Source organism: Herbaspirillum sp. 3R11, assembly GCF_004563925.1.
Lineage (GTDB): Bacteria > Pseudomonadota > Gammaproteobacteria > Burkholderiales > Burkholderiaceae_D > Herbaspirillum.
In genome coordinates, this window is sequence record NZ_SPNJ01000001.1 from 782,131 (window position 1) to 804,618 (window position 22,488).

At 62.0% G+C, this 22,488-nt stretch carries 20 protein-coding genes; 16 read left to right on the plus strand and 4 right to left on the minus strand.

Translation table 11 applies throughout. The annotated features are described in order from the left end of the window. Positions 1-450: 450 nt before the first annotated feature. The 7 genes from E4P32_RS03715 (at position 451) to E4P32_RS03745 (ending at position 8,759) form a co-directional block, all read left to right on the plus strand. Complete coding sequence (locus tag E4P32_RS03715; RefSeq protein ID WP_116433212.1) at positions 451-2,022, plus strand: ABC transporter substrate-binding protein; 1,572 nt, start codon at positions 451-453, stop codon at positions 2,020-2,022. 164 nt (positions 2,023-2,186) lie between these two features. After that, a complete protein-coding gene (locus E4P32_RS03720; RefSeq protein WP_116433211.1) occupies positions 2,187-3,128 on the plus strand; it encodes an ABC transporter permease in 942 nt (313 codons plus the stop codon). 15 nt (positions 3,129-3,143) lie between these two features. Further along, entirely contained in the window at positions 3,144-3,977 is an 834-nt protein-coding gene (locus tag E4P32_RS03725; RefSeq protein WP_116433210.1) for an ABC transporter permease, read from the plus strand. A 26-nt stretch (positions 3,978-4,003) separates the two neighbouring features. Then, entirely contained in the window at positions 4,004-5,032 is a 1,029-nt protein-coding gene (locus E4P32_RS03730) for an ABC transporter ATP-binding protein (RefSeq protein ID WP_116433209.1), read from the plus strand. Continuing rightward, a complete protein-coding gene (locus E4P32_RS03735; protein WP_116433208.1) occupies positions 5,029-6,027 on the plus strand; it encodes an oligopeptide/dipeptide ABC transporter ATP-binding protein in 999 nt (332 codons plus the stop codon). The genes E4P32_RS03730 and E4P32_RS03735 overlap by 4 nt, the downstream gene beginning before the upstream one ends. 126 nt (positions 6,028-6,153) lie before the next feature. Continuing rightward, entirely contained in the window at positions 6,154-8,490 is a 2,337-nt protein-coding gene (locus E4P32_RS03740; RefSeq protein ID WP_116433207.1) for an FdhF/YdeP family oxidoreductase, read from the plus strand. Between the two features lie 8 nt (positions 8,491-8,498). Next, positions 8,499-8,759, plus strand: a complete 261-nt coding sequence (locus tag E4P32_RS03745; protein WP_116433206.1) for a helix-turn-helix domain-containing protein — start codon at positions 8,499-8,501, stop codon at positions 8,757-8,759. Between the two features lie 10 nt (positions 8,760-8,769). On the opposite strand, the gene E4P32_RS03750 is transcribed toward E4P32_RS03745, so the two are convergent. Beyond that, positions 8,770-10,227: a PLP-dependent aminotransferase family protein gene (locus E4P32_RS03750; protein WP_116433205.1), complete on the minus strand. Its 1,458-nt coding sequence runs from the start codon at positions 10,225-10,227 to the stop codon at positions 8,770-8,772. 59 nt (positions 10,228-10,286) lie between these two features. Here E4P32_RS03750 and E4P32_RS03755 point away from each other — a divergent pair, with 59 nt between their 5' ends. The 8 genes from E4P32_RS03755 (at position 10,287) to E4P32_RS03790 (ending at position 18,311) form a co-directional block, all read left to right on the plus strand. Further along, positions 10,287-10,955 carry a glutathione S-transferase gene (locus tag E4P32_RS03755; RefSeq protein WP_116433204.1) on the plus strand — a complete coding sequence of 223 codons (669 nt, stop codon included), beginning with the start codon at positions 10,287-10,289 and terminating at the stop codon, positions 10,953-10,955. A 198-nt stretch (positions 10,956-11,153) separates the two neighbouring features. After that, positions 11,154-11,798, plus strand: a complete 645-nt coding sequence (locus tag E4P32_RS03760; protein ID WP_116433203.1) for a PepSY-associated TM helix domain-containing protein — start codon at positions 11,154-11,156, stop codon at positions 11,796-11,798. A 39-nt stretch (positions 11,799-11,837) separates the two neighbouring features. Then, a complete protein-coding gene (locus E4P32_RS03765; protein ID WP_116433202.1) occupies positions 11,838-12,374 on the plus strand; it encodes a DUF2271 domain-containing protein in 537 nt (178 codons plus the stop codon). A 14-nt stretch (positions 12,375-12,388) separates the two neighbouring features. After that, on the plus strand, positions 12,389-13,207 hold the full coding sequence (locus E4P32_RS03770) for a DUF4198 domain-containing protein (RefSeq protein ID WP_116433201.1): 819 nt from the start codon (positions 12,389-12,391) through the stop codon (positions 13,205-13,207). Between the two features lie 113 nt (positions 13,208-13,320). Further along, positions 13,321-14,328: an FAD:protein FMN transferase gene (locus E4P32_RS03775; RefSeq protein WP_116433200.1), complete on the plus strand. Its 1,008-nt coding sequence runs from the start codon at positions 13,321-13,323 to the stop codon at positions 14,326-14,328. Beyond that, entirely contained in the window at positions 14,325-15,968 is a 1,644-nt protein-coding gene (locus E4P32_RS03780) for a sulfite reductase flavoprotein subunit alpha (RefSeq protein WP_116433199.1), read from the plus strand. The genes E4P32_RS03775 and E4P32_RS03780 overlap by 4 nt, the downstream gene beginning before the upstream one ends. Before the next feature lie 93 nt (positions 15,969-16,061). Next, complete coding sequence (locus E4P32_RS03785; protein ID WP_199525577.1) at positions 16,062-17,387, plus strand: hemolysin family protein; 1,326 nt, start codon at positions 16,062-16,064, stop codon at positions 17,385-17,387. Between the two features lie 54 nt (positions 17,388-17,441). Beyond that, on the plus strand, positions 17,442-18,311 hold the full coding sequence (locus tag E4P32_RS03790) for a DNA ligase (RefSeq protein ID WP_255419415.1): 870 nt from the start codon (positions 17,442-17,444) through the stop codon (positions 18,309-18,311). A gap of 13 nt (positions 18,312-18,324) precedes the next feature. Here the strand turns inward: E4P32_RS03790 and E4P32_RS03795 are convergent, their stop codons facing one another. The 3 genes from E4P32_RS03795 to E4P32_RS03805 form a co-directional block, all read right to left on the minus strand. After that, positions 18,325-18,774: a TM2 domain-containing protein gene (locus E4P32_RS03795; protein ID WP_116433197.1), complete on the minus strand. Its 450-nt coding sequence runs from the start codon at positions 18,772-18,774 to the stop codon at positions 18,325-18,327. A 123-nt stretch (positions 18,775-18,897) separates the two neighbouring features. Then, complete coding sequence (locus E4P32_RS03800) at positions 18,898-20,571, minus strand: 2-isopropylmalate synthase (RefSeq protein WP_116433196.1); 1,674 nt, start codon at positions 20,569-20,571, stop codon at positions 18,898-18,900. A 31-nt stretch (positions 20,572-20,602) separates the two neighbouring features. Beyond that, positions 20,603-21,508, minus strand: a complete 906-nt coding sequence (locus E4P32_RS03805) for a DMT family transporter (protein ID WP_116433195.1) — start codon at positions 21,506-21,508, stop codon at positions 20,603-20,605. 117 nt (positions 21,509-21,625) lie between these two features. On the opposite strand from E4P32_RS03805, the gene E4P32_RS03810 reads away from it, so the two are divergent. Continuing rightward, on the plus strand, positions 21,626-22,390 hold the full coding sequence (locus tag E4P32_RS03810; protein WP_116433194.1) for a helix-turn-helix transcriptional regulator: 765 nt from the start codon (positions 21,626-21,628) through the stop codon (positions 22,388-22,390). Positions 22,391-22,488 lie beyond the last annotated feature (98 nt).

Consider the following 22,488-nt stretch of genomic DNA (forward strand, 5'->3'; position numbering starts at 1 on the left):
GCTTTTTAGCAATTTCCAGCTGCACCATCTCGTCTCACGCCGCGTTCTGCGGCCGATACTTCAATGACTTTCAGCAATCCGTGCACCCGCATTTTTGCGGCCTGCGGGCATCGTTTTGTGTGCGACCAGCGCCAATCCGCGCTGCGCCCCGGTTTGGTGATGATGCGATTTTCTGTGCTCGATTTTGGAGCAGTGCAGCATTTATGTTACTTAATAACAGTCCTTGCTTTTTCTTCTTATCGTGCATGGGTAAAGAGCCTTGCTTGTTTTCACGCGTGTTTACTTATTGCTGCGGTAAAGATCGTGATATAAACTACCAAAAAATTTCAGCAAGCAGTCCACCGCAAATAACAACGAATAAACAGCCGGACGCTGAGACCGCCGCAAGGCGCGTATCGCGACAGTTGGTCAAGCCAGGATTTTTAACCCAGCAGCATCGAGGAGAAGATGATGACAGTGCGAACTTTTTTACCGTCGTTCAACAAGGGCAGGCGTCTGCTATTTCAATGTGCAGTCAGCGCCGCCGTGTTGGTGATGGCGGGGGTCTCGCCGCTGGCGCAGGCTGCTCCCGGCGGTGTCGCCAATCTCGCCATGGTGGCCGAGCCGCAAACGCTGGATCCGATGGCGTCGACCACCGACCTGGTCGCCACCATCATGCAGCACGTCTATGAGCCTCTGTACACCTTCGATGCCAAGTGGGCCATCCAGCCCATGCTGGCCGAAAGCCTGCCCAAGGTAAGCGCCGACGGCAAGACCGTCACCATCGAATTGCGCAAGGGCGTCAAGTTCCACAACGGCAAGGAGATGAAGTCCGACGACGTCGTTGCTTCGCTCAAACGCTGGATGGACATCGCACCGCGCGGCAAGGCCGTCTCGAAAGAGATCAAGAGCCTCGACGCCAAGGGCCCTTACACCATCGTCCTGAACATGCAGAACGCCTACGCGCCGCTGCTGGCGCACCTGGCGTTGCCGTCCGGGTTCGCCGCGATCATGCCGAAAGAGTCTGTCGCCAATCCGCTCAAGGATTTCATCGGCACCGGTCCTTACCAGTTCAAGGAGCGCAAGCCTGACCAATACGTGCTGCTGACCCGCTTTGATGGCTACAGCGCACGCAAGGAAGCTGCCAGCGGCTACGCCGGCAAGCGCGAAGCCTTGTTGTCCGAACTGCGCTTCATCCCCGTGCCGAACCCGAACACCCGCGTCGAAGGTTCGCTGTCCGGCCAGTACCAGTTCGCCGACTTGCTGCCGGCCGAGGCCTCGCCGCGTCTGGCAGGCAAGTCCAACGTCGTGCCGGTGATCACTGCGCCGTTCGGCTTCCCGTATGTGGTGCTGAACACGGTGCAAGGTCCGCTGCAAAAGCAGGGCGTGCGCCAGGCCATCCAGGCTGCATTGAACATGAAGGAAATCATGACCGCCGGTTTTGGCGATCCGAAGTTCTTCTCGGTGGAAGGCAATCATTTCCCGAAGGGTTCGCCGTTCTATTCGATGGACGGCGTCGCGTCATATAACCAGGCCAATCCTGCCAAGGCGCGCGACCTGGCCGCCAAGGCCGGGTACAAGGGCGAGCCGATCAAGATCCTGACCAGCAAGCAATATGAATTCCACTACCGCATGGCACTGGTCATGGGTGAAGAACTCAAGCTGGCCGGCTTCAAGGTCGACATGCAAGTGGTCGATTGGGCCACGCTGATCCAGCGTCGCAACGACATGGCGCTGTGGGACATCTACATGACGCACTCGGCCTTCCTGCCTGAACCGACCTTGTCGCCGCCGCAGTTGAGCGACGGCGCGCCGGGCGGCTGGAAGAGCGCGGGCAAGGATGTCTCGGTCACCGTGTTCTCGCACGAAATGGATCCTACCCATCGCGGCGCCTTGTGGGGCAAAGTGCAGAGTACGGTCTACGACGAAGTGCCTTACATCCGCCTGGGCAGCTTCAACAGCCTGACCGCGCGATCCGCCAAGTTGCAGGGATATGTGCCGATGCCGTGGCCGTATTTCTGGAACACCAAGCTGGCTGACTGATCGTCGTACCAGAGTCCCGGGTTATGCCCATCGGCAGAACCCGGGGCGGCAACGCGCTTTTGCAATACCTTGCAACGTTTTTGTACTGCAGACGCAACCGGCTTCATCGTCGATGAAGCCGGTTGGCAAGCTGCATCCCTCATTCCTTAACGGATTTCACGTTTATGTTACGTTACCTGTCAGGACGTTTCACCGGCATGGTGATCGTCATGCTGATCGTCGCCGTGCTGGTGTTTTTCATCACACGTCTGGCGCCGGGCGATCCGGCTGCGATCATGCTGGGCGACCAGGCCACCGTCGCCGACATCGCCAAACTGCGCGCCCAATACGGGCTCGACAAGCCGATGCTGGTGCAGTTCGGCTTCTGGCTCAAGGAGCTGGCGCAGGGCAATCTCGGTCAATCCATTTTCCTGCAGATGCCCGTGACCGAAGCGTTGGCGTCGCGCACTGAACCGACTTTTTTCCTGACCATTTTTGCGGTGGCGCTGGCCTGCCTGATCGGCATTCCGTGCGGCATCGTCTCGGCAGTGTGGCGCGGTCGCGCGGTGGATCAGATTTTCACCGGCATCGCGATGCTGGGGGCAAGCATTCCGAGCTTCTGGTTCGGCCTGATCCTGATGCAGATTTTCGCGGTCAAGATGGGCTGGTTCCCGGTGGCCGGCTATGGCGACCCGGGCGCGCCATTGCTGGATCGCCTGCATCACCTGCTGTTGCCGGCGGTGGTCCTGGGCGTGCTCAACTCGGCGCTAATCATTCGCTTTACCCGCGCCTCGATGCTCGACGTGCTGTCGGATGACTACGTCCGCACCGCGCGCGCCAAGGGCCTCAACGAGCGTCGGGTGATCCTGCGCCACGCCTTGCGCAATGCATTGATTCCGGTAGTGACCGTGATCGGCCTGACGGCGGCGCTGATGATCGGCGGCGCGGTGGTGACCGAGACCGTGTTCGGCCTGCCGGGTGTGGGCAACCTGGTGGTGTCGGCGGTGCAGCGGCGTGACTATCCGGTGATCCAGGGCGCCTTGCTGGCGATCGCCGTGATCTACGTGCTGATCAACCTGGCCATCGATTTGCTGTACACGCTGATCGATCCGCGCGTGCGTTATTAATCCCGGGGACTCGACATGTTTGCTTTTCTTTCCAAATTCATGCGGCGCAAGCTGGTCATGTTCGGCGTGTTCACCCTGGTGGCGCTGACCCTGCTGGCGATTATCGTGCCGCTGACTTCTCCTTACGATCCGTCCGCACTGGACATCATGGCGCGCTTGCAGGCGCCGTCCGGCGCGCACTGGTTCGGCACCGACGAATTCGGCCGCGACATCTTCACGCGCGTGCTGACCGGCGGCCGTTATTCGCTGACCATCGGCGCGCTCGTGGTGGTAGTGGCGCTGGCTGCCGGTGTCTTGATGGGCCTGTGCGCCGGTTTCTTCAAGCGCCTGGACGCACCGATCATGCGCGTGGTCGATGCCATGATGTCGTTCCCCGACATCCTGCTGGCGATTGCGCTGGTGGCGATCCTCGGTTCGTCGCTGATCAATGTGGTACTGGCGCTGGCGATCGTCTACACGCCGCGGGTGGCGCGCATCGTGCGCGCCTCGACGCTCGTGGTGCGCGAACTGTTGTTCGTGGAGGCGGCGCGCGCACTTGGCGTGTCGACTGCGCGCATCGTGTTTTTTCATGTGCTGGGCAATATCCTGTCGCCGATCCTGGTGCAGGGGACGTTCATCTTCGCTTACGCGATCCTGGCGGAAGCCGGCTTATCCTTCCTCGGCGTGGGCGTCCCGCCCGAGCTGCCGACCTGGGGCACGATGATTTCGTCCGGCCAGGCCTACGCCGAGCAGGCGATCTGGCTGGTGGTTTTCCCCGGCATTGCCATCGTACTGTCGGCGTTGTCGCTGCAGATGGTCGGCGACGGCCTGCGCGACATGCTCGATCCGCGCCTGCGCAAGAGCCTCTAATTCCTCCAGCAAAGAGAGTACAGATCATGCAAGAACAGAGAGTCCAAAAAGGGACGCCGCTGCTGGAGGTCGATAACCTGCAGACGCATTTTTTCACCGAGCAGGGCACGGTGAAATCGGTCGACGGCGTCAGCTTCACCGTCAACGCCGGCGAGACGCTGGCGGTGGTCGGCGAGTCCGGTTCCGGCAAATCGGTGACCAGTTTGTCCATCATGGGATTGATTCCGGCCGATGCCGGTCGCGTGGTCGGCGGCAGCATTCGCTTCAAGCGCCGCGACGGCGAGATTGTCGACCTGACGCGTCTGCCGCAACGCAGCCTGCGCCAGTTGCGCGGCAATGAAATCGCGATGGTGTTCCAGGAGCCGATGACCAGCCTGAATCCGGTGTTCACGCTGGGCGACCAGATTGCCGAGAGCGTGCGTCTGCATCTGGGCAAGAGTCACAAGGACGCGATGATCCATGCGCAGCGCATGCTGGAGCTGGTCGAGATTCCCGCTGCGGCGCGCCGGCTGTACGAGTATCCGCATCAGTTGTCGGGCGGTATGCGTCAGCGCGTGATGATCGCACTGGCCTTGTCGTGCAATCCCTCGCTGCTGATCGCGGATGAACCCACCACGGCGCTTGACGTCACCATCCAGGCGCAAATCCTGGCGCTGTTGCAAAAGCTGCAGCGCGAGACCGGCACCGGCATTTTGTTCATCACGCACAACCTCGGCGTGGTGGCGGAGATCGCCGATCGCGTCGCCGTCATGTATGCGGGACGCATGGTGGAGCAGGGCAGCGTGCCGCAGATTTTCGACGCGCCCCAACATCCCTATACGACCGGCTTGCTCAATTGCCTGCCCGGCCGCAGCAAGAATCATGCAGTCGCCGGCAAGCGACCCCGACTGGCCGCGATTCCCGGCCAGGTCGCGAGTCCGTTGGCGCCGCCGCCGGGCTGTGCTTTCGAGCCGCGTTGCGCCCACGCCTCAGACGCCTGCCGGGTTGCCATGCCGTCGCTGACGTTGGGTGAAGACGGTCACAATGTACGTTGCATACTGAGGGAATCGGCATGAGCACCACCGCCTCCACAAACAATCCGACCACACCTCTGGTCGAGGTGCGCAACCTGAAGAAGTATTTCAGCGGCAAGCAAAAGGACGCGCCGATCCGTGCGGTCGACGACGTCAGCTTTACCATCATGCCCGGCGAGGTGCTCGGCCTGGTCGGTGAATCCGGTTCGGGCAAGAGCACCGTCGGTCGCACCTTGCTGCGCCTGATGGAAAGCAGCGGCGGCGAAATCCGCTATCAGGGCGAAGACATCTCCAATCTGTCTGCCGCGCGCATGCGCGCTCTGCGGCGCGAGATGCAGATCATTTTCCAGGATCCCTACGCCAGCCTGAATCCACGCCAGCGCGTGCGCGACATCATCGGCGAAGCGCTCGATACCCACGGCCTGCATCGTGGTGACGCACGTGCGACCCGCATCGCCGAACTGCTACAACTGGTCGGCCTGCGCGCTGAACATGGCGCCCGTTATCCGCATGAATTTTCCGGCGGGCAGCGCCAGCGCATCGGCATTGCGCGCGCCCTCGCGGTGGAGCCGCGCTTCATCGTCGCCGACGAGCCGGTGTCGGCGCTGGACGTGTCGATCCAGGCGCAGGTGATCAACCTGCTGCAGGATTTGCGTCAGCGTTTCAACCTGGCGATGCTGTTCATCTCGCATGATCTGGACGTGGTGGAATACATTTGCGACCGCGTGGTCGTGCTGTATCTCGGCAAGGTGATGGAAATCGCCCCGGCCGCGGCCTTGTTCGAGCGGCCCCTGCATCCGTATTCGCAGGCCCTGCTGGCGGCGTCGCCGAAACCGGAGTCGAACGCCCGTGAGCAGGCCCTGCTGCGCAAGCCCCTGCAAGGCGATTTGCCGAGCCCGGCCAATCCACCGTCGGGATGCGTGTTCCGTACGCGCTGTCCTTACGCGGTGGAAATGTGCGCGGCGACGGTCCCGGAGTTGCGCGAAGTCGCGCCGGGACGCTGGCGCGCCTGCCTGCGCGAAGACGTCTTGCTGTAGGGCGGGGCGGCATTCGTGCCGCCTGCTCTTGGCTGTACTCTTTTTAATCGGGCCGTACTGTGTACGCCGCCCCAATCCTGCTGCCGTAAACTAGCCATCATCTGAAATTGTATTGGTGGAGCACAAATGGCTAAGGCTGGCAAAGCAAAGATCGAAACCTACAACAATCCTGCAGGCGGGTGGGGCGCGCTGAAGTACGTCGCGCTCAACCTGGTCAAGGAGCACGTGGCCGACGGCAAGGGCCTGCGTACCTTGTTGTCGCAAAACCAACCTGACGGCTTCGATTGCCCCGGCTGCGCCTGGCCGGACCGTGAGCACACGTCCACCTTCGAATTTTGCGAAAACGGCGTCAAGGCGGTGGCGGCCGAAGCCACCAAGAAGCGCGTCACCAACGAGTTCTTTGCACGCCACACGGTTGCCGAGCTGATGCAGCAATCGGACTACGAACTCGAAGACCATGGCCGCCTGACCGCGCCGATGGTCTACGACGCCGTCAGCGACAAGTACGTGCCGATCGCCTGGCCGCAAGCTTACGAGCTGATCGCCAGACATCTCAATGCGCTGCCGGACCCCGACATGGCCGACTTCTACGTGTCGGGCCGCGCCAGCAACGAGGCTGCCTTCCTGTTCCAGTTGTTCGTGCGCCAATACGGCACCAACAATTTCCCCGATTGCTCCAACATGTGCCACGAGCCGACCAGCGTCGGCCTGCCGGGCACCGTCGGCGTCGGCAAGGGCACCGTGCTGCTGGATGACTTCGACCTGTGCGACACCTTGTTCCTGTTCGGCCAGAATCCCGCCACCAATCACCCGCGCATGATGGGCGAGTTGCGTCACGCGTCCAAGCGCGGCGCCACCATCGTCGCCATCAACCCGCTCAAGGAACGCGGCCTGGAGCGTTTCGCCGATCCGCAAAGCAAGATGGAAATGCTGACCATGGGCAGCACCCAGATCAGTTCGATGTTCATCCATCCGACGCTGGGCGGCGACCTGGCGCTGATCAAGGGCGTCATCAAGCGCACCATCGAGCTCGACGACGAGGCCGTGGCGGCAAGCGCCGAGCGCGTGCTCGACGTGCAGTTCATCGCCGAGCATACGTCGGGCTTTGAAGAGTTCGCTGCCGATGCGCGCGCCCAGAACTGGGAAGACATCATCGGCGAGTCCGGCGTGTCGCGCGACGACATTGAAAAACTGACCCAGGTCTACGTGCGCGGCAAGGCCGTCATCGCTACCTGGGGCATGGGCCTGACCCAGCACAAGCACGCCGTCGGCACCATTCAGCTGTTGTCCAACATGATGATGTTGCGCGGGAATATCGGCCGTCCCGGCGCCGGCCTGTGCCCGGTGCGCGGCCACTCCAACGTGCAGGGCGACCGCACCGTCGGCATCGACGAAAAGCCGACCGATGCCTTCCTCGATCGCCTGGAACAAGTGTTTGAATTCAAGGCGCCGCGCCACCATGGCAACGACACCGTCGGTTCGGTGATGGCGATGCTGGCAGGCCGCACCAAGGTCTTCATCGGCCTCGGCGGCAATTTCGCCATGGCCACACCCGACACGCCGCGCACGTTTGATGCGATGCGTTCGTGCAACCTGACCGTGCACATCACCACCAAGCTCAACCGCAGCCATCTGGTGCACGGCAAGGACGCACTGATCCTGCCGACGCTGGGCCGCACCGAGATCGACAAGCAGACCAGCGGCGCGCAAGGCGTGACGGTGGAAGATTCGATGAGCATGGTGCACGTCTCCTACGGCATCAACAAGCCGGCTTCGGAACTGTGCATGTCGGAAACCGCTATCGTCGCGCACATCGCCGAAGCCACCATGAAGCATCGCAACAACGGCAAGAAGATCGACTGGCTGTGGTACGCCGAAGACTATGCGCGCATCCGCGACGCCATCGAAAAAGTCTACGATTCCTTCAAGGATTACAACCAGCGCATCACCAATCCGGGCGGCTTCCACCTCGGCGTCGCTTCACGCGAGCGCGTCTGGAAGACCAACACCGGCAAGGCCAATTTCGTGGTGCACGCGATCCCGCTGGACACGCCGATTCATCGCGCGCGCAAGATCTATGGCGACAAGCTGATGACGCTGATGACCACGCGTTCGCATGATCAATACAACACCACCATTTATGGCATGGACGACCGCTATCGCGGCGTGTTCGGCCAGCGTCGCGTGATCTTCATCAACAAGCAGGATCTGGACGTGCTGGGTCTGAAGGACGGCGAGTGGGTCGACGTGGTCAGCGTCTGGGACGACGGCATCGAACGTCGCGCCGACGGTTTCCTGCTGGTCGAATACGACATCCCGCGCGGTTGCCTGGGCAGCTACTATCCGGAAACCAATCCGCTGGTGCCGCTGGAAAGTTTCGCCGACCAGGCACGCACGCCGACGTCGAAGTCGATTCCGGTGCTGTTGCATCGCGCCGCCGTGCAGCATGCGAAAGCTGCTTGAGTAATACCATGGACGCCGCGCAAGAGCCATTGGAAGAACAGTTGCCGCCGGAGCTGGTGCGTATCCTGGACGAGCTGTACCAGGAGCACCAGCGCAGCGGCGCGCCCTTGTCGCTGGCGCGCTTGTCCAAGCGCACCGAGCTGCGCATGAGCACGTTGAGAAGATTCTTGACGGCGCTGGAAGAGGCGGGGATTGCGACCGTGGTGGTCAATGACGACGGCACCGGCAACGCCATCCTGACGGCTGCCGGGCTCAAGCTGCACGGTTAGGCGTTCGACCCTAACTTAATTCTGCGACGATCTTGGCGATCGTCTTCAACGCCTTTTCAATCTCGGCCGACCATGTGTAACTGTAGTTGAGCCGGATGAAATTGCTGTAACGATTGGTCGCCGCAAAGATGCGCCCCGGTGCGATCGTGATGCCCAGCACCAGGCAGCGGCGGTACAACTCCATCGCCTCCACGCGCGGCGGCAGCTCTATCCACAGGATGTAGCCGCCGGCCGGCTCCGACACGCGCGTCCCCTCCGGAAAGAACCGCAACACGAAATGCCGCATCAGCTCGCGCTGCTGCAGCAGGCCGCGGCGCACCCGGCGCAAGTGGCGTTCATAGCCGCCTTGCGTCAGGTATTCGGCGATCGCGCGCTGCGGAATCGTCGGCGTGGCCAGGGTGTTGAGGAATTTGAGTTTTTCCACCTGATTGCGGTAGCGTCCCGGGATCGCCCAGCCGACCCGGTAAGCCGAACTCAGGCTTTTGGAGAACGACGAACAATGCAGCACCAGGCCGTCGCGATCATAGGTTTTGAGCGAAGTCGGATGCGCTGCGCCGTAGAACAGTTCGCTGTAGACCGCATCCTCGATCAACGGCATGTCGTGCTGGTGCGCAAGATCGACCAGGCGCTTCTTGTGCGCGTCCGGCATCATCGAGCCGAGCGGGTTCTGGAAATTCGGCATCACCATGCAGGCCGAGATCTTTTGCGTCTTGAGCAATTCTTCCAGCGCATCGAGGTCGATGCCGGTCTGCGGATCGGTCGGGATCTCGACGGCGCGCATGCCCATGCGTTCGATCGCGTGCAGCATGGCGTAGAAGGTCGGGGTTTCCACCGCGATGGTGTCGCCCGGTTGCGCGACGGCCTGCAGGCAGAGGTTGATGGCCTCGGTGGCGCCGACCGTGATGATGATGTCTTCCGGATCGACGGCCAGGCCGGTTTCCAGATAGCGTCGCGCGATCTGGCGCAACAGGTCCGGATGGCCCGGCGGCAGGTCGGTGAAGACGCTGAAGCTGTCGCTGTTGCGCGTGATGCGGCTGGCGTACTGGCCGATGCGCTGCGAGGGGAACAGTGCCGGATTCGGATAGGGTGAGCCGAGCGGAATGGTGCCGTCCTGCTGAATGGTCCGAAGTGTGGCCAGCACCAGCCGGCTGACGTCGACCTCATGCGGCTGCTGGGTGGCGGGATGCGAAGGCGGTAGCAGGGTCATGGCGGCCGGCGCGCTTGCCGGCGTCGCGGTCTTGCGCACGAAGTAGCCGGATTGCGGATGGCTTTCGATGATGCCGCGGCTTTCCAGCAATTCGTAGGCGCGCACCACGGTGGTCACGCTGAGGTTGTGCTGTTGGCTGGCTGCCCGCACCGAGGTCACGCGCTCGCCCGGCTGCAAGACGCCGGCGCGGATCGACGCCGCCAGTTCATCGGCGAATTTCTTGTAGAGCGGGACCTGGGGCGTTGTGGATGTGCGCGGCATGCTTTTTTATATTGTGCTGTTATGCTTCTTGGGACGCATTCTACAGAAAGGCGCAGCACATGATCACTGTCCACCATTTGAACAACTCCCGCTCGCAGCGCGTGCTCTGGCTGTTGGAAGAGCTGGGATTGGAGTACGACATCAAGTTTTACCAGCGCGATCCCAAGACCATGCTGGCGCCCAAAGAGCTGATGCAGGTGCATCCGCTGGGCAAATCACCGGTGATTACCGACGGCGACCTGACCATCGCCGAGTCCGGCGCGATCATCGAATACCTGGTCGAGCGCTACGGCAACGGCCAGTTCATTCCCGCCGCCGGCACCCCGGAGCGCCTGCGCTATCGCTACTGGCTGCACTATGCGGAAGGTTCGGCGATGCCTTTGCTGCTGCTCAAGCTGATCTTCAGCCGCTTGCCGAAATCGGTGCCGGCGCTGATTCGGCCGGTGGCGCGCCTGATCTGCGGCGGCGTTCTGGGCCGCATGGTTGATCCGCAACTGAAGCGGCATCTGCACTATCTTGAGGGCGAACTGGCGCGCGGCGGCTGGTTTGCGGGCAACAGCTTTACGGCGGCGGACATCCAGATGAGTTTCCCGGTGGAAGGCGCACGCTCGCGCGGCGGGCTGGATGCGCAATATCCGAATCTGCTCAAGTACTTGGAGGTGATTCACGCGCGGCCGGCTTACCAGCGAGCTTTGCAGCGTGGCGGGCCGTACGATCTGCTGCGCTGAGCCTGCGCCGGATAGTGTTACCTGAAAAACGCCGCAGCGGTCCTGCGGCGTTTTTTATTGGGCGGCTGTCTTGTATCGGCATGCAGCCGCATGTATCGCAAAGTAAATCCTTGATCCGACACTGTATTTTTCCTTGCAGTCGCAGTTATAATTGAGAATTATTACCATTTAGGCGATTTCAGCCGCCCGCGACAAATCATGAAGCAAGCCACCATTGCCGGGAAATTGCCTGACCAGAAGCGACGCTCGTTCTGGCTCAGGCACTTGCACCAATGGCACTGGATCAGTTCGGCGATTTGCCTGATTGCCATGTTGCTGTTTGCGGCCACCGGCATCACGCTGAACCATTCGGCGCAGATCGAGGCGCATCCGCAGGTGTCCGGCAAGCAGGGGCAATTGCCGCGCGATTTGCTGGCGCAACTGGGCGCACAGGAGCACAAGGACAAGGATGCCGTGCCGGCGCCGCTGGCACGCTGGCTGGACAAGCAGTTCGGCATTGACGTCGGCCCGCAACCGGGCGAGTGGTCGCCCGAGGAGCTGTACGTCTCGCTGCCGCGTCCGGGCGGCGATGCGTGGCTGCGCGTGGATCTCGGCAACGGCAAGGTCGAATACGAGAAGACCGATCGCGGCTGGGTGTCGTACTTCAACGATTTGCACAAGGGCCGCAACACCGGCACGGCATGGAGCTGGTTCATCGACATCTTCGCCGTCGCCTGCCTGGTGTTTTGCATCACGGGGCTGTTCCTGCTGCAGCTGCATGCGGGCAATCGTCCGGTTACCTGGCCGCTGGTCGGTCTCGGATTGGTGGTGCCGCTGGTGCTGGCGATCATTTTCATCCACTGATTTTTCATTAATCCTTACTAACGAACGAGGTTGAGTCATATGCGCATGCTGGTTCCTGGTCTCTTGCCGACGGCATTGTCGGCTGCCCTGACGGGCTTAGTGTCGTTGCCGGCGGTTGCGGCTGACCTGAATGTCAAAGTTGAAATCCCGCGCCTGAACGTGGCCGAATATCACCGTCCCTACGTTGCGGTCTGGCTGGAGCGTCCCGACCAGAGCGTCGCGGCTACGCTGGCTGTCTGGTACGACGTCAAGAAGAAGGACAAGGAAGGCGAGAAGTGGCTCAAGGATCTGCGCCAATGGTGGCGCCGCACCGGCCGTGAAGTCCACATGCCGGTGGATGGCGTTAGCGGCGCCACGCGTCCGGTCGGCGACCAGCAACTCACCCTGAGCAGCGACAAGGGCCCGCTGGCGCAACTGCCTGCCGGCGACTACATCCTGATGGTCGAAGCTGCACGTGAAACCGGCGGCCGCGAAGTCGTCAAGGTGCCGCTGCAATGGCCACCGAAGTCGGCGCAAAGCGCCAAGGGCAAGGGCGAATCCGAACTCGGCGCCATCACGCTCGACTACAAACCATAAGACCAGGGGACGACATGAAACTCTCATTCAAACTTGCCGCCGTGGCGATGACACTGGCGATCGGCCTGCCGCTGTCGGCCAGCGCGCACCGCACCTGGCTGCTGCCGTCGGCAACGGTCCTGTCCGGTAATGATCCCTGGGTCAGCGTCGACGCCGCGGTGTCCAACGACTTGTTCTTCTTCGAAAGCTTCGCGCTCAGGCTCGACGGTCTGCAAGTGACCGCGCCGGACGGCACCTTCGCCAAACCGGAGAACGCCTACACCGGCAAACTGCGCACCAGCTTCGACGTCCACCTGACGCAAAGCGGCACGTACAAAGTCGCCGTGTTGAGCAACAGCTTGTTCGGCACTTACAAGGACGCCGCCGGCCAGACCAAGCGCTGGCGCGGCACCGTCGAGACGCTGGCCAAGGACGTCCCGGCTGACGCCAAAGAGCCGCAAGTGACGCAGATGCAGGGCCGCATTGAAACCTTCGTCACCGCCGGCAAGCCTTCCAAAAAAGTGTTGGAGCTCAGCGGTACCGGGCTGGAGCTGCAGGCGATCACCCATCCGACAGACCTGATCGCCGGTGAAGCCGCCAGCTTCCGCATGGTGCTCGACGGCAAGCCGGCCGCCAATCTCAAGGTGACGGTGGTGCCGGGCGGCACGCGCTACCGCGACAAGTTGAATGAGCTGACGCTGACCACCGACGCCGACGGCAAATTCAGCGTGACCTGGCCGACTGCCGGCATGTACTGGATGGAAGCCACGGTCAAGGACAGCAAGCCCAACCTCAAGCCGGCCACGGATCGTCGCGCCAATTACACCGCAACATTGGAAGTCCTGGCGCCATAAGTTTTACCCAGGCGTTCGCCGTACCGGCGGCGAACGCTGTTTTACCGGCCGTCACAGCGTGGTTGCATTGCTGAGGCGGCTTTCTCTTTTTGGAATCGAATGTTTCAATATCCATGAATCGCGTCTTTATCCCGTTAAGCCTGTCCCAGCCCGATCCGGTTCCCGCCGATGCGCCGACCGAGAGCCTCGCTGGGCAGACCATGGGCACGTCCTGGTCGGTCAAGTTGATCCGTCCACCGCAGCTCGATCTGCCGACCATCCGCGATGGCGTCCAGCGGCAGCTTGATCTGGTGATTGCGCAGATGAGCACGTGGAGCGCGAGCTCGGACCTGAGTCATTACAATCAGGCTGAGGCAGGTAGCTGGCACGTGTTGCCGACGCATTTCCTGCGCGTGCTGGATTGCGCGCTGCAGATCGCCGAACTCAGCGGTGGCGCTTACGATCCCAGCGTCGGGCCGCTGGTCAACTTGTGGGGGTTCGGTCCTGATGCGGTAAGGTCAACGGCGCCTGACGCGGTTTCACTGGAGCAGGCGCGTGCACGTTGCGGCTGGCAGCGCGTGCGCATTGACCGCGCGCGCAACGCCTTGTTGCAGCCTGGCGGCTTGTACCTGGATTTTTCGTCGATCGCCAAAGGTTATGCCGTCGATCTGGTGGCCGATTACTTGCACAGCATTGGCGTGCACAGTCATCTGGTCGAAATCGGCGGCGAGCTGCGCGGCCATGGCGTCAAGGCCGACGGCCAGCCGTGGTGGGTGGGGCTGGAGCAGCCACCGGCGCCGGCCGGCGGCGAACCCGGGATGCAGAGCATCGTTGCGCTGCATGGGCTGGCGCTGGCGACTTCGGGCGATTACCGGCGCTATTTTGAACATGAAGGGACGCGCTATTCCCACACCATTGACCCGCGCACGGCCCGGCCGATTGCACACAAGCTGGCTTCGGTTGCGGTGCTGCACGCCGATTGCATGACGGCCGACGCCTGGGCGACTGCGCTCATGGTGCTCGGTGATGAAGACGGCATGGCGCTTGCGCTGGAGGCCAACCTGGCTGCGCTGTTCGTGCGTCGCGACGGCGCCGGGTTTCGTGAGCAGATGACGTCGGCCATGCAGGCGATGCTGTCATGAACAAGCGCGCGATTTCCGATTTTTTCCCGGGACCGGGTTTGCTTGGCCTGGCTTGCGCGATTGGCGCGACGGCTTCGATCGCGCAAACGCAGTTGCTCGACGGGGCTGCCGGACGTTTGTTCGCTGCGGCGCTGGTGCTGCTGTTTTATTGCGTATTCTGTCTGGTCGTCTTCATTGGACATCGTCGCAAGCAGCAAGCTTTTGCGCGCTGGGAGTCCGGCGGCACAGGTGTGGACGCGGACAACGTCGTGGTGGCGTTCGCCAGCCAGACCGGATTCGCGGAGCAACTGGCGTTGCAGACCGCTCAGTCGTTGCAAGCGGCAGGCATGGCGGTGCGCCTGTGTGAACTGGGTCGGCTGGATCTGGCGCAATTGCAGTCGGCGCAGAGGATCCTGTTCATTGTCAGCACCACGGGCGAGGGCGATGCACCGGACAGCGCCGCCGGTTTTGCGCGCAAGGTGATGGGACAGCCGGCGCGTTTCGATGGCTTGCGCTATGGTGTGCTGGCGCTGGGAGATCGCAGTTATGGACATTACTGCGCGTTCGGCCACGCACTCGATGTCTGGCTGCATGGACATGGAGCACAAAGCCTGTTCGACACTATCGAAGTTGACGCCGGCGACAACGGGGCCTTGCGCCACTGGCAGCATCATCTTGGCGTATTGAGTGGCCATACCGACATGGCTGACTGGAGCACGCCGACGTATGAGCGCTGGTTGTTGACGCAGCGTCGTCTGCTTAATTCGGGCAGCATCGGCGCACCGGCTTTCCATCTTGCTCTGACGCCTGCGGACGGCAGACAACGCATGTCGTGGCAAGCGGGCGATATCGCCGAGATCGGTCCGCGCAATGCGCCCGCGAAAGTCACCGCGCTGCTCGATGCATTGCAGATGGACGGATTGCAGGCCGTGCGCGACGAGACGCGCCAGACCTCCCTGAACGAGTTGCTGTCACGCCGTTTGCTGCCCGACGATTTGCAGGCCTTGACCGCTTTGCGCGCATTGACGCCGCAAACGCTGGTCGAGCAATTGCGTCCCTTGCCGCATCGCGAATATTCCATCGCCTCATTGCCGCAGGACGGTCGGCTGGAATTGCTGGTGCGCCAGACCGTGCTGTCCGACGGCAGCCTCGGCCTCGGTTCCGGCTGGTTGACTGCGCATCTGGCAGAAGGCGGCGAGCTCGATTTGCGCGTGCGGGAAAACCGCAGCTTCCACTCACCGGCATCCGACGTGCCATTGATCCTGATCGGCAACGGCACCGGCCTTGCCGGTTTGCGTGCGCACATGAGGGCACGCATCGTCGGTCGCCGGAAACGCAACTGGCTGCTCTTCGGCGAACGCTCACAACAGCATGATTTTTTTCACCGCGAAGAAATCGAGCGCTGGAAGGTGCAAGGCATGCTGCAGCGATTGGACCTGGCATTCTCACGAGACCAGAGCGAACGCATCTATGTGCAGGATAAACTGCGCGACGCCGGAGACGAGCTGCGGCGCTGGGTTGACGACGGCGCGGCGATCTATGTCTGCGGCAGCCTGGAAGGCATGGCCGCGGGCGTTGCGCAGGTCCTGCACGACACGTTGGGCGAAGAAATATTGGAGAGCATGGCCGCAAACGGCCGCTATCGCCGCGACGTCTATTGAGGCTGCGGCACACGCGGCCGTATGTTGCGCTGGTGTACTTTTCGCCCGTGGCAGGCGAGAATGGGGGCATAGCGACTTCAAGAGATAAGAAAAATGAGTTTTTTCGCCAGTTTTTTATTGATCCTCTTGCTCGTGGTCATCAGCGCATTCTTGTCCTGCGCCGAAATTTCCCTGGCGGCGTCGCGCAAGATCCGCCTCGAAATGTTGGCCAAGGAAGGCGACGCCAACGCTTTGCGGGTACTGGCGTTGCAGGCCCAGCCGGGCAATTTTTTCACAGTGGTGCAGATCGGCCTGAACGCGGTCGCCATTCTCGGCGGCGTGGTCGGGGAGCCGGCGCTGACGCCGCACATGGCTGACCTGGTCGGCAACTTCTACCAAGGTCCGATGCTGGAAACCATCAGCTTCTCGATTTCCTTCCTGCTGGTGACGTCGTTCTTCATCCTGTTCGCCGACCTGATGCCCAAGCGCCTTGCCATGCTCGCGCCGGAGCGCGCGGCGATCGCTCTGGTCAGCCCGATGCTGGTGCTGGAGCGGTTGTTCAAACCGCTGATCTGGTTTTTCAACGGCTTGTCGAAGATGTTCTTCACCCTGTTCGGCCTGCCGCAGGTGCGCCATGACGTGATTACGCCCAATGAAATCCACGCCTTCGTCGACGCCGGCGCGCAAGCCGGCGCGCTGCTGCGCCAGGAACACCACCTGATCGAAAACGTGTTCGAACTCGAAAGCCGCTACGTGCCGTCGGCCATGACGCAGCGCGAGAGCATCGTGTACTTCCTGCTCAACGATACGGAAGAAATGCTGCGCCAGAAAATCATCGATCATCCGCATTCGCGTTTCCTGGTCTGCGAAAACAACATCGACGACGTGCTCGGCTACATCGACAGCAAGGACGTGCTCAAGCGCCTGCTCAAGGGCGAACAGTTTTCGCTGCAGGACAAGGGACTGATCCACGTGCCGCTGTCGATCCCCGACAGCCTCAACCTGTGGGAAGTACTGGAGCGCATGAAGGCGGTCGACGAGGACCTCGCGATCGTCGTCAACGAATACGCACTGGTGGTCGGCATCATCAGCATCACCGACGTCACCAGCGTGCTGATGGGCAATCTGCTGAACCTGTCCTCGGAAGAGCAGCAGATCGTCAAGCGCGACGAGAATTCCTGGCTCATGGATGGCCTGACGCCGCTGGCCGAAGTCATGAACGCGCTCGACATCGACGACTATCCGAATCCGATGGGATACGAAACGCTGGCCGGCTTCATCATGTACATGCTGCGCAAGATCCCGAAGAAGACCGATTTCGCGCTGTTCTCCGAATACAAGTTTGAGGTGGTCGACATCGAAGGCAACCGCATCAACCAGTTGCTGGTGACACGCTACAAGGCGGAAAAAAGCGACAAGCCCGAACAAGAAAAAGTCTGATCGGACCGGCCGGGTTTCATTCACAGGGGAGGGGTTTCGTCGTCAAGGAGCCCCATGCAGCACGTTACAGCTATCGTCACATCCATCATCGGCGCACGCTCGCGTCATCTTTTATTTTTCCTGCTATCCCTCTGCTCCCTGCAAGCCGGCGCTGAACGCGCGCCGGTCATGCTGGCCAACGTCTATCGTCCAGGCATCGCACTTGATGATTATTGGGTCAGTGAAAAATACGACGGCGTGCGCGCCCTGTGGGATGGTCGTCGCCTGCTCACCCGTGGCGGCGAAACGATCCACGCACCGGCCTGGTTCGTCGCCGGCTGGCCGGCCATGGCGCTGGACGGCGAGTTGTGGGCGGGGCGCGGAAATTTCCAGCAGGCGGTGTCGACGGTGCGTCAGCAGACACCTGACGACAAGGCCTGGAGCAAGATGCGCTTCATGGTGTTCGACATGCCGGGCAAGGTAGGGGAGTTCGACCTGCGCCTGCGCGCGACGCGCAGCACCGTCCAGCAGATGAATCTGCCTTGGGTGCAGGTGGTTGAACAGCGCAAGGTCGCGGATCATGCCGCCTTGCAGGCGCTGCTCGATCGCACCGTTGCGCAGGGCGGTGAAGGTCTGATGTTGCATCGCGGCTCCTCGCTGTACCGCGCCGAACGCAACGACGACCTGCTCAAGTTCAAACCGTATGAAGACACCGAGGCCCGGGTGGTCGGGCATCTGCCGGGCAAGGGAAAATACGCCGGCATGCTTGGCGCCTTGCAGGTGGAAACGCCGGAGGGTGTGCGCTTCAAGCTCGGCAGCGGGCTGAGCGATGCCCAGCGCCGTGATCCGCCGGCCATCGGCGCGCTGGTGACTTACCGCTATCGCGGCTTCAACGATAGCGGTATTCCGCGCTTTGCGGTGTTCATGCGCATCAGGGAAGAGTGATCAGCTGCGGTGATCAGCTGCGCAGGCCGGACGCATGGTTGCGTTCGGAAATCTGCGTATTGAGCGTCCAGAAGTCGTACAGCACGCCGATCAGGAACAGGCCGCCGGTGAACAGGTAGATGATGCCGCTGACCCACTTGCCCATGTACATGCGATGCACGCCGAAGAAGCCGAGGAAGGTCAGCAGCAGCCACGCCACCGAATAGTTGATGGCGCCGCCGCTGAAGCGCTGGTCGGCCTCCTTGTCCATGGAGGGGATCAGGAACAGATCGATGATCCAGCCGATGCCCAGCAGCCCGAGCGTGAAGAACCAGATGGTGCCGGTCAGCGGCTTGCCGTAGTAGAACCGGTGCGCGCCGGTGAAGCCGAAAATCCACAGCAGGTAGCCGATGGTCTTGCTATGCGTGTCGTGGACCGGAATCCCGGAACCGGTTTGGGCGACCGCGTTTGTATTCGTGTTCATGCAGTTTCCTCTCATTGAATGGGACGGCTTGGATACCGTCGTCATTGTCTTGGGGAGCGGGAAACGGGATTAGTTCCTGAACCGCCGCCGGCCAAGGCCAGGCCCGGGCCGGCGTGGTTCGCGTCAGGACTGCAGGCGGTTGGCGGCGCTGATGACGGCCAGGATCGACGCCGTCACGATGTTGACATGTCGCGCCGCGCCGAAGCGCGTGCCGGCTACGCCCGGCGCTGCAGCCTCGACGATGGCCCATGCCTGGGCTTGCGCGCCGCTGCCGATGCTGCGCTCTTCGTAGCTATCGATGCGCAAGCCTTCCAGCCCCGTCAGCCGGCTACGCAGGGCGTCCACCGTGGCGGCGATAGGACCGTTGCCGCTGCCGTTCAATTGCATCACGACATCACCGACGGTCAGCTCAAGCACGATGTCCTGAGCGTCGTCCGGATTGCTCAGTCGATGGCTGAGGTAGCGTACCCGCCCGTCTTGCTGAGGCGAGGCGAGATAGGTCCGTTCAAACAATTCCCACAAGGCGGTGCTGCTGATTTCGGTTTCGCTGGCGTCGGCGTGCTTTTGCACGATGGCGCTGAACTCCACCTGCATGCGGCGCGGCATGACGATGCCGTGATCGCGTTCCAGCAGAAAGGCGATGCCGCCTTTGCCCGACTGGCTGTTGACGCGCACGATGCTGTCGTAGGTGCGGCCGATGTCCTGCGGGTCGATCGGCAGATAGGGAACGCGCCACAAGCCATCCGCTTTCTGCGCTGCGAAGCCCTTCCTGATCGCATCCTGGTGCGAACCGGAGAACGCCGTGAACACCAGGTCGCCGACGTAGGGATGGCGCGGATGGATGGGCAGGGCGGTGCAGTTCTCGGCTACGCGGGCAACCGCGGCGATGTCGGAGAAGTCCAGTTGCGGATCGATGCCGTTGGTGTACAGGTTGAGCGCCAGCGTCACCACGTCGAGATTGCCGCTGCGTTCGCCGTTGCCGAACAAACAGCCTTCGACGCGTTGCGCGCCGGCCAGCAGCGCCTGTTCCGCGCAGGCCACGCCGGTACCGCGATCATTGTGCGGATGCACCGACAGCACCACATGCTCGCGACGCGGCAGGCGCCGGTGCATCCACTCGATCTGGTCGGCGAAGACGTTGGGCGTGCTCACTTCGACCGTGGTCGGCAGGTTGATGATGATGGGACGACCTGGTCCTGCATCCCACGTCTCGATGGCGACGCTGCAGGCTTGCAGCGAGACTTCGAGTTCGGCCATGCAAAAAGTCTCGGGCGAGTATTGCAGGATCCATTCGGTTTCCGGATGCTGCGCGGTCAGGTCTTTCAGCAGCCGCACATTGCGTTCGATCAGCTCCATCACTTGCGGCACGCTGAGGCCGAACACCACTTCGCGCCACAGCGGCGCCACGGCGTTGTAGAAATGCACGATGGCGCGCGGCGCTCCTTGCAGCGATTCGACGGTGCGCACGATCTGCTCTTCGCGCAATTGCGTCATGACCATGGGCGTGACGTCGGCCGGAATATGCTTGCCGGTGATCAGCGTGCGTACGACGTCGAAATCGGTTTGCGAACCGGCAGGAAAGCCGACCTCGATTTCCTTGAAGCCGAGCCTGACCAGTTCATGGAACAAGGTCAGCTTGCGTTCGGCGTTCATGGGCTCGAACAGGGCCTGGTTGCCGTCGCGCAGATCGGTCGACAGCCAGATCGGCGCCTTGTCGATGATGCGTGACGGCCATTGGCGATCGGGCAGATCGACGGTCGGAGGATGGGGGTATTTGGTGTGGGGATGAGCAATCATGATGTCAGTCTGCGAGATGATGAATGTCGAATCAGCGATAGCCGACGCGTGCGCCGAACAATGGGCGTTGCACGATTTGCGTCAGCAGCACGCCGGCCAGACTGACGCCGCCGCCGATGAGGTGGTAGGCGTGCATGCTTTCGTTGAGCCAGAGGATGGCGAACAGCGCGGTCAGCACCGGCAGCAGGTTGATGAAGATGCTGCAGCGATTCGGGCCGAGTTTTTTCACGCCTTCGATCCACAGGAACGACAGCAGGATCGAGGAGCCGATACCGGAGTAAGCGATCAGCGGCAGTGTGCGCGCGTCCAGCACCGCAGTGCCGGGCGCCAGCAACAGGAATTGCGGCAGCATCAGCACGAGCGCCGCAACCGCCTGCACGTACACTGCTTGCCAGACCGGCACATTCATCTTCCAGCGTCGCAGCAGCACGCCGTACAGCGCATAAGAGAACGCCGCCAGCAGCATCAGCGCATCGCCCAGGTGCACGCCTTCACGCATGGCCGCGCCGAGGTCGCCGTGCCCGACCAGATACAGCAAGCCGGTGAACGACAGCAGGCCGCCCACAGCCATGCCGACCGTGACTGCTTCGCCCAGCACGATCACGCTCAGCAGCGCCGTCAGCAGCGGAATCAGCGCGGTGACGATGGCCATGTTGGTGGCGGTGGTGCTCTCGGCCGCGCGGTAGGACAGACTCTGGAACAAGGCCATCGCCAGCAATCCGGACAGCGCCAGTTGCCACCAGTGGCGGCGGATCTGGACGCGGTTGCGCCAGAGCGTGCGCAGCATGAACGGACTCATGAGCAGCAGCACCAGAACCAGGCGATAAAAGGTGATGGCGGTCGGCGAGATGGCGGAGGCCGCCATTTTCGAAACGATGACGTTGCCGGCCCACAGCACGATGGCGAGGAACGGGTAAAGGTAAGAGCGCAATGGCATGGCAGTTTGATCGTGTTGGAAAAGGAGATGCACTCATCTTGCGGGGAAATGAGAAGTCCGTCGCGTGCTAACATGCCTTAAGTTGTCGCAAAAGTGACAGCGTCTCACAAGCGCTCTATGGACACCTCCAACTACCACCACATGATCAACGCCAACGCTCCCGCTGCGGCGCTCGCGATCGACTATCCGCACGGCCACGTGATCGAGCTGCACCGGCATACCTATGCGCAGTTGTTGTACGCCATCGAGGGCGTGCTGGTGGTGGAAACCGCCGAAGGCCGCTGGGTGGTGCCGCCCACGCGCGGCGTCTGGCTTCAGCCCGAGGTTGATCATCAGGTGCGCATGCGTGGCGACGTCAAGATGCGCACCGTGTTCGTCAACATGCAGGAGTTGCCGAACATGCCGCAGGAGAATTGCGTGCTCGACATCCCGCCTTTGCTGCGCGAGCTGATCGTCGCCGCCGTCGGCATCGGCCCGGCGCTGGTTGCCGACGGCCGCGACTGGCACTTGCTGCGGCTGCTGGTGCACGAGCTGCGCTCGGTGCCGGTGCTGCCGCTGTACCTGCCGCTGCCGGCGGATCGCGGCTTGCGCGTGATCTGCGAAGCGCTGATGGCGCAGCCCGAGGACGACGCCACGGTCGACATGCATGCGCAGCAACTGGGCATCGCCACGCGCACCTTCCATCGTTTGTTCCTGCGCGAAACCGGCATGCGTTTCAGCCACTGGCGACAGCAGGCGCGGCTGTTGCTGGCGCTGGAAAACCTGGCGCGCGGCGACAAAATCATCGACGTCGCGCTCGATCATGGCTACACCAGCCAGAGTGCATTCGCGGCCATGTTCAAGAAACATTTCGGGATCGCGCCGAGCCGGTTTTTTCGCTGAAGCGGACGCGCCTATTTCCTCGCTGCAACGCACAAGCCGCAAGTGGTGTAAACTTGCCGCACCTTAGAAGGCTGTCAGAAGCACGTATCCGGCTACAA

What these genes read in the sequence shown, in the direction of transcription:
- E4P32_RS03715 (WP_116433212.1), top strand. Translation starts at nt 451, where the DNA reads ATGACAGTGCGAACTTTTTTACCGTCGTTCAACAAGGGCAGGCGTCTG.
- E4P32_RS03720 (WP_116433211.1), top strand. Translation starts at nt 2,187, where the DNA reads ATGTTACGTTACCTGTCAGGACGTTTCACCGGCATGGTGATCGTCATG.
- E4P32_RS03725 (WP_116433210.1), top strand. Translation starts at nt 3,144, where the DNA reads ATGTTTGCTTTTCTTTCCAAATTCATGCGGCGCAAGCTGGTCATGTTC.
- E4P32_RS03730 (WP_116433209.1), top strand. Translation starts at nt 4,004, where the DNA reads ATGCAAGAACAGAGAGTCCAAAAAGGGACGCCGCTGCTGGAGGTCGAT.
- E4P32_RS03735 (WP_116433208.1), top strand. Translation starts at nt 5,029, where the DNA reads ATGAGCACCACCGCCTCCACAAACAATCCGACCACACCTCTGGTCGAG.
- E4P32_RS03740 (WP_116433207.1), top strand. Translation starts at nt 6,154, where the DNA reads ATGGCTAAGGCTGGCAAAGCAAAGATCGAAACCTACAACAATCCTGCA.
- E4P32_RS03745 (WP_116433206.1), top strand. Translation starts at nt 8,499, where the DNA reads ATGGACGCCGCGCAAGAGCCATTGGAAGAACAGTTGCCGCCGGAGCTG.
- E4P32_RS03750 (WP_116433205.1), bottom strand. Translation starts at nt 10,227, where the DNA reads ATGCCGCGCACATCCACAACGCCCCAGGTCCCGCTCTACAAGAAATTC.
- E4P32_RS03755 (WP_116433204.1), top strand. Translation starts at nt 10,287, where the DNA reads ATGATCACTGTCCACCATTTGAACAACTCCCGCTCGCAGCGCGTGCTC.
- E4P32_RS03760 (WP_116433203.1), top strand. Translation starts at nt 11,154, where the DNA reads ATGAAGCAAGCCACCATTGCCGGGAAATTGCCTGACCAGAAGCGACGC.
- E4P32_RS03765 (WP_116433202.1), top strand. Translation starts at nt 11,838, where the DNA reads ATGCGCATGCTGGTTCCTGGTCTCTTGCCGACGGCATTGTCGGCTGCC.
- E4P32_RS03770 (WP_116433201.1), top strand. Translation starts at nt 12,389, where the DNA reads ATGAAACTCTCATTCAAACTTGCCGCCGTGGCGATGACACTGGCGATC.
- E4P32_RS03775 (WP_116433200.1), top strand. Translation starts at nt 13,321, where the DNA reads ATGAATCGCGTCTTTATCCCGTTAAGCCTGTCCCAGCCCGATCCGGTT.
- E4P32_RS03780 (WP_116433199.1), top strand. Translation starts at nt 14,325, where the DNA reads ATGAACAAGCGCGCGATTTCCGATTTTTTCCCGGGACCGGGTTTGCTT.
- E4P32_RS03785 (WP_199525577.1), top strand. Translation starts at nt 16,062, where the DNA reads ATGAGTTTTTTCGCCAGTTTTTTATTGATCCTCTTGCTCGTGGTCATC.
- E4P32_RS03790 (WP_255419415.1), top strand. Translation starts at nt 17,442, where the DNA reads ATGCAGCACGTTACAGCTATCGTCACATCCATCATCGGCGCACGCTCG.
- E4P32_RS03795 (WP_116433197.1), bottom strand. Translation starts at nt 18,774, where the DNA reads ATGAACACGAATACAAACGCGGTCGCCCAAACCGGTTCCGGGATTCCG.
- E4P32_RS03800 (WP_116433196.1), bottom strand. Translation starts at nt 20,571, where the DNA reads ATGATTGCTCATCCCCACACCAAATACCCCCATCCTCCGACCGTCGAT.
- E4P32_RS03805 (WP_116433195.1), bottom strand. Translation starts at nt 21,508, where the DNA reads ATGCCATTGCGCTCTTACCTTTACCCGTTCCTCGCCATCGTGCTGTGG.
- E4P32_RS03810 (WP_116433194.1), top strand. Translation starts at nt 21,626, where the DNA reads ATGGACACCTCCAACTACCACCACATGATCAACGCCAACGCTCCCGCT.